Annotated in this window: 4 protein-coding genes; 3 read left to right on the top strand and 1 reads right to left on the bottom strand. The window is 53.8% G+C overall.

Features of this window, described 5'->3' with window-relative positions; translation table 11 throughout:
* Positions 1–35: 35 nt before the first annotated feature.
* Positions 36–2,453 (top strand): DNA topoisomerase (ATP-hydrolyzing) subunit B, encoded by a 2,418-nt coding sequence (gyrB, locus tag ACEWZM_RS09225; RefSeq protein WP_414006143.1) that lies wholly within the window; start codon positions 36–38, stop codon positions 2,451–2,453.
* A gap of 212 nt (positions 2,454–2,665) precedes the next feature.
* Here the strand turns inward: gyrB and ACEWZM_RS09220 are convergent, their stop codons facing one another.
* Positions 2,666–3,328, bottom strand: coding sequence for an IS6 family transposase (locus tag ACEWZM_RS09220; protein ID WP_414006131.1), 663 nt, complete (start codon positions 3,326–3,328; stop codon positions 2,666–2,668).
* A gap of 538 nt (positions 3,329–3,866) precedes the next feature.
* On the opposite strand from ACEWZM_RS09220, the gene ACEWZM_RS09215 reads away from it, so the two are divergent.
* Together ACEWZM_RS09215 and ACEWZM_RS09210 are read left to right on the top strand one after the other, a co-directional pair.
* Positions 3,867–14,897, top strand: a complete 11,031-nt coding sequence (locus tag ACEWZM_RS09215; protein WP_414006142.1) for an NPCBM/NEW2 domain-containing protein — start codon at positions 3,867–3,869, stop codon at positions 14,895–14,897.
* 80 nt (positions 14,898–14,977) lie between these two features.
* Complete coding sequence (locus tag ACEWZM_RS09210; RefSeq protein WP_414006141.1) at positions 14,978–15,976, top strand: LysR family transcriptional regulator; 999 nt, start codon at positions 14,978–14,980, stop codon at positions 15,974–15,976.
* Positions 15,977–15,994 lie beyond the last annotated feature (18 nt).

The following is a 15,994-nucleotide window of genomic DNA, read 5'->3' as shown; positions in this document are numbered from 1 at the left end:
GTATAAAATCCTGAAGCAAAGACAGGAATATGTGAATGTCCGGAAACGAGCAGGCCCCCGCAGAGTATGGCGCGGATTCCATCAAGGTTCTCAAAGGGTTGGAGGCGGTTCGAAAGCGCCCCGGCATGTATATTGGGGATACCGACGATGGGTCGGGGTTGCACCATATGGTGTATGAGGTTGTCGACAACGGCATTGACGAAGCTTTGGCCGGCCACGCCGATCGTGTGATTGTGAAAATTCACGCAGATTCCAGTGTTTCGGTGAACGACAACGGGCGCGGAATTCCGGTGGGTATCCACGAGGAAGAAGGCGTTTCCGCAGCTGAGGTCATCATGACCCAGCTACACGCTGGCGGTAAATTCGATAGCAACTCCTACAAGGTCTCCGGCGGCTTGCACGGTGTTGGCGTTTCGGTTGTGAACGCGCTGTCAGATTGGCTTGAGTTGCGCATCTGGCGTGACGGCAAGGAGCATGTAGCCCGCTTCGAGCGGGGCGATACAGCTGAACATCTGAAAGTTGTTGGCGAATGCGGCGACCAAACCGGGACAGAGGTGCGTTTCTTAGGGTCTACCGATACATTCTCAAATCTCGACTACGTGTTTGAGACGCTGGAGAAACGCCTGCGCGAGTTGGCTTTCCTGAACTCTGGCGTACGGATCGTCCTGATCGACGAACGCCCTGCCGAGCGGCTGGAAGTGGAGCTGTACTATGAGGGCGGCGTCAAAGAGTTTGTGAAATACCTTGATCGATCGAAATCGCCTGTCATGGAAGCTCCAATTTATATCACCGGCGACAAGGACGACATCGGGGTTGAGGTCGCAATGTGGTGGAATGACAGCTATCATGAAACGGTTTTGCCCTTTACCAACAACATTCCTCAGCGTGATGGCGGCACCCATGTGGCGGGTTTCCGTGGCGCGTTGACCCGGACCATCAACAGCTACGCACAATCCTCTGGTATCGCCAAACGGGAGAAGGTCTCTTTTACTGGGGATGACGCCCGCGAAGGTTTGACCTGTGTTCTGTCGGTGAAAGTGCCGGATCCGAAGTTCTCTAGCCAGACCAAGGATAAACTTGTTTCATCCGAAGTGCGTCCCGTGGTTGAAAGCTTGGTCAACGAAAAATTGTCCGAGTGGTTTGAAGAAAACCCAGGTCAAGCCAAGCAGATCGTTGGTAAAATCATCGAAGCTGCACTGGCGCGAGAGGCCGCGCGCAAAGCGCGTGAACTGACGCGTCGCAAGACCGCGATGGACGTGAATTATCTGGCCGGTAAGTTGAAAGACTGCTCCGAAAAAGATCCCGCCAAGTCCGAAGTCTTCCTGGTCGAGGGTGATTCCGCTGGCGGTTCTGCTCAGACCGGCCGGGACCGGATGACACAGGCGATCTTACCGTTGCGGGGCAAGATCCTGAACGTTGAACGGGCGCGGTTTGATCGGATGCTTGGCAGCCAGGAAATTGGTAACCTCGTCATGGCCCTTGGTACAGGCATTGGTCGCGATGAGTTCAATATCGACAAACTGCGTTACCATAAGATCGTCATCATGACGGACGCTGACGTGGACGGTGCCCACATCCGTACTCTTCTGCTCACGTTCTTCTATCGGCAGATGCCTGAACTGATCGAAGGCGGTTATCTTTATATTGCGCAACCTCCGCTCTATAAGGTGTCGCGCGGCAAGTCAGAGGTCTATCTGAAAGACCAGGCGGCGTTGGATGAATACCTGATCAATCAAGGCGTCGATGGCGCGGTTCTGAAGCTGGGAAGTGGTGAAGAACTGGTCGCGCAGGATTTGGCCCGTGTGGTAGATGAGGCACGTCAACTGAAGCGCGTTCTGGATGCATTCCCAACCCATTACCCGCGGCATATTCTGGAACAGGCGGCCGTTGCCGGTGCCTTTGTACCGGGTGCCGTTGATGCCGATCTTCAGGGTGTGGCCGATAAGGTTGCGCAACGTCTTGACCTGATTGCCTTGGAATATGAACGGGGCTGGCGTGGGCGTATCACCCAGGATCACGGTATTCGTCTGTCGCGTATTCTACGTGGCGTTGAAGAGCTGCGCACTCTGGATGGGCCAATGCTGCGGTCCGGTGAGGCTCGCAAAACGGGCAGCTTTACCAATAGTTTGCAGGAAATCTACGGCTCGCCGGGAACGCTGGTGCGTCGCGATCGCAGTCAGAACATCCACGGCCCACTTGGCCTGCTGAAAGCGATTCTGGATGAGGGTGAAAAGGGTCTGGCGCTGCAACGTTACAAGGGCTTGGGAGAAATGAACCCAGATCAATTGTGGGAGACTACGCTTGACCCTGACGCACGTACTTTCTTGCAGGTTCGCGTTGAGGATATGGTGGAGGCAGATGATCTATTCACCAAGCTGATGGGTGATGTCGTTGAACCGCGTCGCGAGTTCATTCAGAAAAACGCGCTGAGTGTGGAAAACCTGGATTTCTAATAGTCTGTAGGTACGGACAGAGACTATATTTGGGCGGCTTTGTCGCCCAAATACTCTAGCAGAAATACGGAACCGGTACTTTTGGTAATCGTTGACTATCGAAACGGGTAACCTAGCCTGGTTCACAAAGCGGCGCAGAGCGATTTAGATGCCCCGCTAGCGGTTGTGTCGCAGCTTCTGACTATCTTGAAGGCGCTCGCTTCAGGATGTGATTATGTGGTTAGTGCTGCAAACTGCTGGAAGGCGGAAAGACAATTCGTCCCGAACTGACCCTTTCGGATCATGTGTGCTGTCTCGATCCCGGAAATAGTCGCAGCGGCGGAATGGAACGCTTTGAAGCCAAGCATAGGCCTTGTGATCCGCTTGATGAATCGGTGATCCTGCTCAAGAATATTGTTGAGATACTTGCCCTGCATGATCTTGATGATGCTCCCCGCGCCGATGAATTTCAGAACCGCGTTCACAGCCTGCAAGCGAGCAGGACTGGCACCGCTTTTGTTAATGACGACCCGGTTCGGCACGCTATTCGCGGCGATTGCGCGTTTGAAGAACCACCGGGCAGCAGCCGCGTCGCGGCGCTCAGATAACTCGAAATCAAGGGTTTGCCCATCGCGGTCGAACGCGCGACAGAGGTATGTCCACTTTCCTTTAACCTTGAGATAAGTCTCATCCATGCGCCAGGAAATAGCCGTTGACCGCTTCCTGGCCTGTGCGTTCACGACCCAGCGGTTCAGGATTGCTTGGTCAACGTTCACACCACGCTCCTGCACAATCTCTTCCAGGTCGCGGTCGGAGACGGAGTAGCGGACGTAGAAGAACACAGCGTACAAGATAACCGATCGGGGATAGTGGCTGCCTTTGAAATCAACCGTCACGCCCTGATCCCCACCTGCGTAACCAAAGGTGGCCAGATATCAAAGGCCGACCGATCGGCCTATCTGCCGAAAGTTTGCGACATAACCGATCAGACCTCCATAGGAGGCCCGCCCAAGACAAAGTTCTGCAACAACGCCCACCAGATGGATCTGAAAACGGTATCTGGACAAAGATCTGCCAAGCTAGTGCACGAAGCTTACTTAACGTCAACTGAGGGGGTGTTTGCGGCGGTGACGAGAATATCTAACCCGCCACGAAAGAAATAAAATGGCACTCCCTATAGTGTGATGCAGGTACTCCGAAAAATTTCCGTTTCAGAGCATTGAGTTGCTAGTTGGACATTTTCCCTAATAGAGGAAATTTCCCCCTTTAGGGAATCAATTGCCATAGGTCAGCGTCTATTACCTTATTCAAATGTAAAATGAGGTATTTAGAATGGAAATTTGAAAGAAGAAGGAAGCCTTTCTACTTGTCCGACAATCAGCGCGCATTCTGCGCATCTCGTGACAAGTATAAGTTGAAAGTGAACTTCCAGACATGACTACGACTGAATTTCTCTACTCCGAAGACACTGCGGGTACAGCCCTCTCGTTTGGGTATGAAACCATCTCTGATGTCATGGTGGAGGTGATCGCCGACCTCAATATTGCGGCATCTGATAATGAAGCGGGACTGCGAACAGTCATTCGCAACAGCTTTAGCAAGACAGCAAACAACAAGGCGTTGGAAGACGCGCTGTTCAATCGCTTCAGCAGTATCTCTGAAGATCTCTTGCCGGACGGTTTGATCATCGCGCCGAAGCTGGCTTTGGGCGGGGCGCTGGCCGCTTATTCTGCAAACGATGGTGGCACAATTGTCGTCAGTGAAGAGACCGCAGTACAGGGACGCGCATTTCTAAAATACGTTCTGGCAGAGGAAATGGCGCATCATTTCGATGCGCTGCTCGGCGGAGACGATAGTACTGGTGACGAAGGGGCTAAATTCGCGGCGGCCCTTTACCCGCATATTGCGGACTACTACGAGATCGACGCCGTCGCCGAAGCACAGGATGATGATTCCGGCGTGATCGAAATCGGCGAAGATGGTTTCGAGATAGAGTTTGCGGGCGATGAAGACCATGGTGGCGCGCGCCGTCGAACTAAGCCAAAGCCGGTCAATAGCTCGCTGAGTCTTGCTGAGGGATGGAACAAGATCCGAACCGATGCGGTTACGGATATCGAGTATCTGCGCGCGCGGACAGGCGTGGTCAGCGATGATGGGAGTGAACTGCTGGCCCCGAACCAGGGCGAGGCAAACGCGATTAAGCCGGATGGTTTTGACTTTTTAAACCTCGTTCGATTGCGCAAGCCCGAATCTTCAAAGACTGCTTTCGGAAAATCGGCGGTTCCCTTTTCACAAAGTGGGACAACCGGTCAGGCGGCTGATCCGGACGCGCGTTCAGGAACCGCGGCGGATGCAAAAAGGGCTGCCAGAAAGCTGAAGACCCAGGGCGGTACAGAGATCTCGTTGCTGAAAAAGCAAACCGAAAAAGCGAAGGATTGGGTGCGTTCTGCCAACCGCGACGGTGCATTGGTCAACCAGTTCGCGGGTACCCGGTTTGGCGACGCACTTGGTGCGTCGCGAGATGCCTCTCTGTTTGACGACACGGATTTCGAGATCAAGGACATATCGGGCCTGTCGAGCCGTATGGATCAATTCAACAGCAGCAGCAAACGGACGCAGCCTTTTGACCATTTCTTTGGGGAAGTTGTCGCACCCTACCGTGACCCGTCTCTCCCGGCGCTGACTGAGGAACAAAAAATTGACATCCTGAAGTCTATTCCAACGACGATGAAAGACGGTGTCGGTACCACAACTTTCAGCTTCCAGTCTGATAGCTCCCACGCGGTTGGCGGTAAATATAGCGTGGGGTTCGGAGCCAAAGCGGGTGCTTCGATCGGGGGCGAAACCACAACTGCGTTCACGATTTCATACAAGGACGGCGCTTACTCCGTAGACCTTGCAATTGCCAGCGGAAAATCGGCTTCAATCAAAGGGGACTACGCGGTTGCGGAAAGTGTTGCATATGCCAGCCCAGCGGGCGATTTAAAACTCTATAATCGTGAGCGGATCTCAACCTGGTCCTCGACTAAATTGGAGCTGGCAACTGTCCAAGTGATGCTCGAGCGTCTGTATCGCGGAACGATGGACGCCACCGATTTTCAGAAATTTACCCGCCAAATCAACACAAAAGCGGAAGCCACGGCCAGCATATCTGGAGGTGCAGCAGACAGCGCTGGCGGTGCAGCAGCAGCAGACGGCACCTCGTCTGGCTCCATCAAAGTGACCAGTCCGGGGCGCAAAAGAATTACAACAGTCGACATCGACAAACTGTTGTTGAATGACCCCGCTGCGGTGGCCAAGCGCAAAGCCTGGACTGCCCAGGGTATCAAATTTGGTCTTACCCCAATTTCGGGCGGTGCAGGCCTTCGCGCAGATGATGCGCGCCCCGATAACCTGTCTGGCAGCGCGGCCAAATCGACAGATTCCGCTACGGTGCGAGCCGCAAGAGACAAGATTGCGGAAAAAGGCAAGATCACTATCCCATTTTCTTTGCACAAGAAGACCATTGGCGACCAGATCAAAGAGGGGTTCGCTGTTGATGATCCTCTCGTCAAACTGTTTGGCAAAGAAAAGGTTTTTGAATGGCAGCAGCAGGCGCGGCAATTGTCGGCGGCGGCGGGCGAAGCTTTTGCAAATGATAAGAGCAAGTCATTTGTCGTCGAATTTAAAATTCGTGATGATGTTGCTGCAGAACTGTACCAGAAACACATCATTCGTGGTTCGGACGGCGCTGGGAAGGGATTTGACAACACCGGTTTCCAGAAAGAAGTCACTAAGATCCTGAGTGACCCGCTTGACACCAAAAACGCCAACCGCCTGACATTTGACGTGTCGGTCAAGGCTGAGCTGGTTGACAAGGCGACATCGTCTGCGGGCTTTCTGATTAAGGGCGGCCAAGGTGCTGGCTATGCCGCAGGGCAGACCTTTGAGCTGGGCAAGGACCTGACCTATTACAAAGCTCCGAAGACCAAGGCTGACAAAACACGCAGATTTGCAGGAACGTCCGATCTCGACGTATCGCTCTTTGGCGACAATGGCAGCGATGTAGAAAAGCTGTTGAACTGGAGTGCACTATCCGGTGAAACGTCCGCCGGCTTTAGCCGCAATGTCGATGCTAAGACCTCTGGCGGTCAATTCACAACGTCGGTGCGCCATGCCCCGCAATCGCTGTTCCTGGGTGGGGGACAAGATGGTCAGCCGCATGGCCAATGCGTTGGTCTGTCACTGGGTTATCTTTATAGTCTGTCACAGTCTGACAGCGCAAAACAGAAGTTCCTCGATGGTGTCTTCACCCATTCAGAAATCCTGGACAACTCTGCGTCCTCGGTCCGGGAAGACGTCGAGAGCATTGGTTTCCAACGAGTGGTCCGCCGCCTGAGCCAATATGGCAACTCGGGTGATGCCGCCAATTCCGTGCTGAACAGCCAAGGCTCACTGACACTGGATCAGGTTATGTCGCGGATGCAGGCTGCTTCCGGAAATGCTTTCTATGAGCTGAACACTGGCAACCATGCCTTTGCAGTGGCCAAGAAGGTTACCAATGGAACTGTCAGCTATCATTTCTATGAAACAAACGTCGCTGAAGTTACCTTGTCTTCTCAGGCAGGCGCCAACAGCCCTGCGGCACTAAAAGGTATTATCGAAGGACACCTGAAGCAAAAAAGTCAGACCGGAGCCTGGGAAGGATCGCTGGCTTCCTACTATGACACCAAGAAAAATGGTGCAGGCAATTTTGTTTTTGACGCCTATCAGTTCGATCCGTCAAAGGTGTCGGGAAAAGAGGCCTTCACGGCTCTTGATAGCCTTATGGAAGGCGAAGGCTTCGTTACTGAACGCCAGCGCCTGCAGAGTCTTGGTGACGTCAACTTGAATGGGAACAGCGTTTCTGGGCTTGCATTGTTTGACGCGGAAACATCCGCCCGCGGTATGAGAGTGTCCGCCGGTGTTTTTGACGATATGACCAGCGGCAAAATTATGCTGTCCGACCTGCGCTTTGATGCGCAGGGGCTTGAGGGGGTTTTCTCCGGTAGCCTATCAGACGCCGATAAGCAAAAAGTCGCGATTTTGGTGAAGAAACGATTGGTCGCCGAGAGTAACGACCTGACCAAGGTATTTACCGATGTCTCGCTGGAAAACAGCGTTGTCGGATCGACCAATTTGGCGCAATCCTTGGTGGATACGATTAATGCCAAGATTACTGGGGGCTACCAGCCAACTGCCGACTTTAAGCAAGCGCTAGACACAACCGTCTCGCAAAGCCAAAATTTGCGTAAATCTCAAGCTTTGCAGGACAAATTCGGTGTTACGGTTGAGGACTCTGCGGCGCTATTGCGGTTGGCCGAACTTTCAAAACAGCTGAACAACTATGATGATCAGGATTTCCGGCGCCTGCGTAAGAAACATCGTGGCGCCAGCGATATCCAGCTTGTTGAAATCGCCGCCACAGAGCAATTGCGCCGCAGCGTGCGCGGGCTCGACGATGCTACCGCAATTGTCGATATGGCCGAATGGACACGCGCAGATGCGATGGCCTATCTCGGCGACAAAGGGGTAATCCGCTCCGGCCCCTTTGCCGATCCGCTCGATGTCGGAGCCGTCAAAAAACTGGTCAACAGCGGCACCTATTCTAATCGGCTGGAGCTGGTTTCGGCGCTGACCAAAGTCGATCCAGAACTTTATCGTGATATCGAAACCAAACTGCGTCAGGATAGTGACCCGTCAGTCAAGAAGCTGGGTGAATCGCTGCGCAGCAGCTACCGCCCGTCCCGCGTACAAAAGGCGATAGGCGGTGCCAACGTCACATTCAACACGCTGAGCACCATCAATGCTGTACGGTCGGTAATCACTGACTGGGGGAAACTGACCACAACGCAAAAGGCATTGACTGTCACCGAACTGGCGGGCGGTGTCGCCCTGCCTACCGTTGTCAGTAAAGGGATCAGCGCAGGCTTCAAACTGGCAGGGGCTACTCTCGGCACTGTTGGCAAGGCGGTCAAGGCCGGCGCATTAGACCTGGTGCTGGCACCGATCAGCCTGACCGCTTTGGGTCTGGAGTGGCAAGATTTCTGGGACAACAACGGCAAAACTGACAGTTTTGAATATAAGTCCCTCGTCTCCAGCACGGTGATTACGTCGGTTTCACTAGCTGCCAGTGTCGCACTTACAGGTGTGTCGATTGCGGCGGCCGTTTCCGCCTCTGTTGCGGGCACGACGGTTGCTGCTGCTGCTGCTGCTGGCTCGCTCCTTGCAACTGTGGCTTCGGCAGCCGGCCCGATTGGCCTTGCCATCGGTGCTGCGGCCTTCCTTATCCAGGGTATCGTTCAGGGTGCGCTCCAGATCGAGGAATACGGTGACTACTTCGAAAACACTGCTGACAAAGTGCACCAGTTCTTTGCAGCTTGGGTTGGTGTCGAGACCCGTGGCTTTAAAGAAGCAAAAGCCCGCAAACAGGGTGAAGAGGCGGCGACTGATACTGAAAAAAGTCTTCTGGATGGCTGGAACGAGACCAAGGCTTATCTGTCTGACATCTTCGCAAAGAACGGTCACAAGTCGCTGAATGTACGCAACCGGACGTTTGATGTGAACTACGGGATCATCGACTATGACGGCGACAAGGACGGTGACAAGGATGAAGTCGGACACCTGCTTCAGCAGGAGGATCCAACTTATGGCAACATCGAACGGATAACCACCCATCTGATTGGTGTCGGCAGTATCGTCTGGGCCGAACTGGGCCGCAAACCAGGAGCGTCAATCATTGGCGATTTGGCCAAGAAAAACCTGTTCAGCCTCGACAATACTACTGAGCTTTCCCGTATTACCGGTGGTGACAAGGCGGATGTCTTTAACGCTTCCTCTATGACCGAAGTTGGTCACCTGGACGGGGGTGCAGGTACCGATACGTTGATCCTCGATGCTGAAGGGCGCTCTACCACTTTGGATATGAAAGCTGGGACAGGTCGTGTCACGCTTCCGGATCCGATCAACTTCAACCTTTCGAATATCGAGAACATCTCAGTCGTGAATGCGCATAGTTTCTCCAAGATCTATGGTGATGACAGCGATAACTTGTTGGATGTGCGGGGTGACGGATTCTCCAGTGGCTTTGAAGTTCACGGAGGCGGCGGCGCCAACACGATCGTGGTGAATGATGGGATCGTTATCCACAGCACCAGCGATGACACCTTCCTCTGGAGTGAGGGCAGCACCGGCCAGATCTGGCTGGATGCCGAAACTTCCTCGCAGGCAGCGCTGATTGAGCTGCCCGAGAATTATGACCGATACACGTTGAACACCTCGGCGGGCAGTCTGGTTTTGGAAGGTCCAAATGGTAAGCGCCTGCAGATTTCAGGTATCTTCGAAGGCAACGGAGTGGTGCGCAAAGACAAGGTGCTTCAGTTCCGCGATAAACAGGGAACCAACTTCTCACTTACATTGGAAAACATGTATCGTGATGATGGTAGCCGGGTTTACCCGATCTCGCTTGAACGAGTGTCAAAATCCTTCGTGTTCAAGGCTCTTGAAAATCCAAGCAACAAGGTTACCCGCCTGGCTGGGGATCAGGCCGTGTCCACCTATCGGATGAACGCAGGCGCCGGGACGTTCTCTTTGGAACCTCGCACCCAGCGCATCATGTCTGTGGTTCTGAATCTCGATCTGGATGACGTCAGCTATTCTCATCGCGAAGACGGATCCCTCGTTCTAGTTAGCCTCGCCGGTGGCGTCACCGAGGTGATCATTCCCGACTATGCAACCTACGGCGGCCAGATTTCGGTCTATGCAAACACGCCCGGTTCCGATAGCCCGATCCCGACGCTATTGACCCTGCCAACCAAAGGAAATGGCGCCCTGTCGATGGATCACGTTGCTGAAGGCACCGCTGAGGCCAAAGAGGCGACATCGACCTTGCGGTCCGTAGTTAAGGCCAAAGCAGGCGATCGTGTCGAGTTGAGCGATGTGAACCAGAAAGGACGCTATGCCGCCAAGGCAGATACTGCTGCGTCATTGAGAGTTGCGATTGCTAGCAGCGAAAATCTGGCGTTCCTACGAATCGAAGACGATCTGATCGCCTATGACAAGACGCGACTAGACCCAGAACAGGGATTGCAAGCACTTCAATCCCTGCGGATTGAAGGTTACTTCTCCACCTCGTCGCCATCAGGGCTCACTATTAATGGCGCTGTGATGACTGGGCACAACATTGTGCGTGCAACTCCGGCCCATCTGGGTGGAAGTGGCGACGATGTGATGTCTGGCGACCACCACAAAGAACTGGCGGGAGGGGCTGGTAGCGACACCTATGTGCTAAACATGTCGGGCGTAAATTCTTACGTCATCGACAACGCCGATGGTGGTCTGTCTTATGATCTGTTGCAGCTGGACGGCATCGCATCGGGTGATATGCGCGATGTTACCGTGTCTCATCAGGACGGCGATCTCCTGCTCAGCTACCAAAACAGCACGGTGACGGTGAAAAACTTCAATCGCGAAACCGAAGCACGTCACCTGCGGGTCCGCATGGGTGTCGCAGGTTTTACTTACGGCATGCCTGCACAGATCTCAGGAGAGACCAACGTCTACGAACTGGATGCAATCTACAGTCAGCGCATTCAACTGTTGGACAATGGAAAATCCCACTTCTTTGACATGCCGCTGGATCGGGAGGTCATCCAGGGCCGTGATCACAGCTATGGGATCATTGAGCTGCCAGGAGATGTTGCGACCTATCAGAAAGAGGTCATCGGACTTGACCTAAAAATGACCTCAGCAGATGGTACACAGTCGCTCTATCTCAAGAACTATTATGTGAACCCGGATCTGATCAGCTTTGCATGGCGTAGTAACTCGGTGGATATGGCCACAGACATGCGAAACTTTGACGTTCAGCTGCCGGAAAACCAGCCACCTTATCAGGCCTATCTGGACGCGGGTCTGCCGAGCAAGGATGTTGTTCATTATGTGAATGTGGGCCTGAGTGTGAGCGAGGCGCAAGACGTCGTCGAACTGAACAACCGCGAAACCCTGGTGGAGGCTCCCAAGACAGGATCCGGAAACCAGAAGTTCGTCAACGCCGAGTTCGCTTTCGTTTCCAAGGCGTCCAAGAGCCGCTTTGGATTGGCGCGCATCTTTGATCAAACCGATGGTGGTCGCAAAACCGGCATTCGCATTGACGTGACGCGTGATGGCGGGGTCGAGATCCACGTGCGTGATGCAAGCGGCGGTACGTTGCTGTATCAAGACAATCTCAGCTCGGAGCACCTGAGAGAGTTTAACTCTGATCAGATCCTTGTCGCCATGGATCCCAGCAGCGGCAATCTGCGCATCGCGCATGATACCGAGGGCTTGCTGTTGCAAACAGTTCTGGTTGACTACCCATTCCGCGCGTTCCGTGACGGGTTGGAACACCCGAATGCGAAAGAAATCACCCGCCACAATGATGGCGTGCTCTATCTTGGCACGACAGCATACGATCTCGCTGGTAGCCGCCAGCGGTCCGGTTCAGGTTTCGAGTTCCTAGACCAGTCTCTGACCGTGGATGAAGCTAAGGTACTGCTGCGCGGGCAGCGTTTTGACAACGATGCCTCTGACGTGATCAACGAGTTGGTAGATGACTTGGGAGTTTCAAGCCTGCCAAGCGTTCGCGACGCGATTGCTTACCTCAAGGCTGGTCTCTACGATGCTGAAATGATCAAGCGGTTCTCGGACGAACTGCAAGCTACGAATGCCTCGCAGCTGCGTGCCAGGATATCGGCGGATGCGCTCGACCTTGAATTTATCACACAGCTTCGCGACAAGGGGGCAAGTGCTGACTTCGTAGCCGCGGCGATGGAGCATGGGCTGAATATTTTTGAAGGGCTGCAATATCTATCCGAAGGCATCCAGCCACAGGAGGTAGAAACAACCCGCGATCTGGTCAATGGTTCGGTTTCCAGCCAAGATCATGTGCTGATCGAAAAGGCGTTGTTCATTGCGGGATACCAGCGCAGCGTTGCTAAGGAAATCGCCGCAGTCATGGCCGCGCATAATCTTAGCGATCACGCAAAGATCGACGCGTACTTCCGGATTGGGATCACCAGCTCCAATGCCATCAAGCGCTTTATCGATGCGGGGGTTTCTGCAGCTGACATCAAAAGTGGTGATGAAAACCATGAGAAGTACCAAGGTGGTAATCGCGCGGATCTGATCAACGTTTCGGTCAGTGACTCCTTGACCACCTTCTCAACCGTGCGCTCCTATCGCGCCACGCGGGACTTGGACGGTGGTAAAATCAAACGTGGCGATATTCTGGAGACAGAAGCCGCAATCTCCCTGTCGCAACCAAATTCAGGCAGCTCGGATATCGAAGCAACGGAGACGGACACCACAAGCTGGGGCAGTCGCTCTAACCCTGGCAATATCGTTGATGGCTGGCAGCTCAATCGGGATGCGACGGCATGGTCAACTGGTGAGAAGGACGTGAAGTGGTCTGCCGATACTTGGATCAAATTTGATCTGGCGGATAAGGTGATCCTCACCAGTCTTACTATCGATAGTGATTTGTCGAACCGGTCCTTTGAGGACGACGAGCGCGCATCGGTCGACGCGGCAATCGCCTTGGGTCTGCCCGATAACCCCAAGAAAATCAAAATTCAGGCGTTGGACCATACCGGCACCTGGGTTGATGTCTCTGAGGTTGTTGACTGGGTGCCGAACCACAACAGTAGCGATACTGTTCAGATCGATACTGATGGCATCCCTTACGGAGCCTACCGGATCATGGGTGTAAGCGGTCCGATGGGCCGGGCGCGCTGGATCAAAGAGGTGACATTTACGACCTCTGGCGTGTTGGATCATGTCTCTAATCCAGCTGAAACGCGAAGCACCTACTTGAGCGATCTCACTTTCAAATCGGAGACGAACGGATGGGGCGCAGCGGAGCGAGACCGTTCCAACGGCGAAAATGCTGGCACTGACGGTACGACTATCACCATCGATGGGACGTCCTATGACAAGGGCGTGGGCGTACATGCGGGATCAGAGATTGTTGTCGATGTTCCGGAAGGAGCGCGGCGCTTCATATCGGATATCGGTGTCGACGACGAAGTCGGGACTGCAGGTTCGGTATCGTTCCAGGTGTTCGGCGATAATCAATTGCTGTTTGAAAGTGACACAATCAAAGGCAGTGATGGCTCTGCAAAAGTGAACGTCTCTGTAGTAGGGGTCTCTGAACTGCGCCTGGTCGTAAAAGATGCCGGTGACGGTAATGGCCAGGACCATGCGGATTGGGCCGGCGCTCGGTTCGAAAGCCCAGTACAGGCCCCGTCGGTAGTTCCGGATGTCATAACCTCTAGTCAGGCCGGTCTGGATGACCACTTGTTCCACGGGCGAATGACAAACGTCTTTGGTACGGAACAGGTGGACAACATCTCCGGTGGAGATGGCAACCAGATCATATACGGTTACAGCGGTAGTGATGTGCTCTCTGGTGGAGCGGGCAACGACCAGTTGTTTGGCGGTTTTGGTGTTGACACTCTTGATGGTGGCGCGGGGGCAGATATCGCAGTTTATGCTGCGGACAGTGCGCCGGTGCGGTTTGACCTGAACGGCGGTCAGACGCACCAATTCCTTCAGAATGGCAGCTGGGTAAATGGGGACGTCGTCTCAAACTTTGAAGGAGCTGTTGGAGGAACTGGAAACGATGTTCTGATCGGCGACGGAAACAACAACTTCTTCGATGGTCAGGCTGGCAGCGACTCGATCTCCGGCGGCGGTGGCGACGATCTCATCGACGGTTCAGGCGGGTTTGACACGCTTGAGGGCGGAGCCGGATTCGACGTTGTCAGCTATATCAATGAAGGGGTTGGTGTAGTTGTCAATCTCGACGGTAGCCAATCGGCGCGAGTCTATTCCGGCGATAGCCTGATTGCTCTTGATGACATCTCCGGCTTCGAAGGTGTGATTGGCTCCAACTCCAATGACGAAGTCTACGGCTCAGGAGGGCGCAACAGCCTTGAAACGCACGGCGGCAACGACCTGCTGCGCGGCCGCGGAGGCGATGATTTTCTTGCAGGCGGCCAAGGCGACGATACCTACATCTATAGTATTGGAGACGGCAATGACGTCATCTTTGAGCATGGTGGGGCGGATCGTATCGTGTATGAGGCGTTGAATGGGAATGCAATCGGCATCTCCAACCTGTGGTTCTTCAAAGCTGGTGAGGCCCTGGTCATTGAGAATAGCCAAGGCACGCCAGATGTAGGCCAGGAAGCCGAAGGGTCGCAAATTGTTGCGAACTACTTCAGCGAGGGTGGCGACAACAAGATCGAAGAACTGGTTGTGGGTGACAAGCGTTTGTCCTCTGCCAACATCGACTTGCTGGTATCCCAGATGGCTGGACATGCCCGGTTCGACTACGCCGCGACGACCAAAACGGGCGCGACGATCCAGGAAGAAATCACCCGACTGTGGGTCACTCCCACAACCTGATTGGGGATCCACTAAAGATGCGGGCGGCGGCATATCTGCCGCTGTCCGCATCAACTCTGCAGTCGGAATGACTGAATTGCTTGCGATCGAACGAATATGAATGGGCGGTATTTATCAGGCTTCGCAGCATCTCGTTGTTAAACGATGGTGAAGAACGTAGTCTGATGCGGTCTCAATACACCCAGTTAATGGCGGGATTGGCAGAAATGGGCCATATCAACGTGGACCTTCTCAGGACGTTCTACGAGCTTGCGCAGCTGAAATCCTACACAGCCTGCTCAAAGAAAATGAACATGTCGCAACCTGCGATCAGCAACCGTATGAAGCGCTTGGAAGAACTAGTGCGGTTTCCCCTCTTTATCGACAGAAATCCGCACAAAGGACTGACAGAGCAGGCGCAAATCCTGTTTTCGATCACCCAGAGAATTATGACGGAGTTCGATCAAATCGGTCGGATGATCGACACCGAAAGCACTCGAAAAACCCGCATAGGCGTCTTACCTGCGATTGAATTTTTCTTCGGGCCTGAGCTTCTTTGGAAACTTGATGCGCCGGGACAGGTTTCAAAGTTCGAAATGCTGGCTGACAGCGAAGAGAAGCTGCTTAGCGAAATGGCGGCTGGCCGATTGGAAATCGCGGTGGTTTGCACCCGTATAGGGGTGCAGCCAAATAGCATGTTTGTCAAGAAATGTGCCCTGAATTGGATAGCTGGCCATGGCTTTGATACCAACGCCCTCGCTCCGGAGGCTGATGTCCCCGTTGTGATCTGGAATGGTAGCGTCAGTCGGGGGCCGTCTGCGGTTGAAATACTAGATCGTAACAATCGCAAGCACCGGGTTGTCTTCGAAACCTCCGCGATTTCATCGTATTTTGAGGCTATCCAACTTGGCTACGGCGTTGGATTTACGGTCGATGCCTTCCTGAGTTCAAACCGCAACCCCTACTCGGTAAAGGTCGTTGATGATCTATTACCTGACTTGGGGGCGATCGAGTTGCATGTATTGCGCAGCCCGACTGCTCCCCCCGCCTCACGCAAACTTTCCCAGAGGCTGGCCTCAGTATTTGATGGGGGGGTGTGATGACGGTTGTTTGGACAA

The sequence above is a fragment of the Phaeobacter cretensis genome, from assembly GCF_047372505.1.
GTDB classification, from domain to species: Bacteria; Pseudomonadota; Alphaproteobacteria; order Rhodobacterales; family Rhodobacteraceae; genus Phaeobacter; species Phaeobacter cretensis.
Note: the sequence above shows the minus strand (reverse complement) of the source record. Positions and strands in the feature narration are given on the sequence as shown.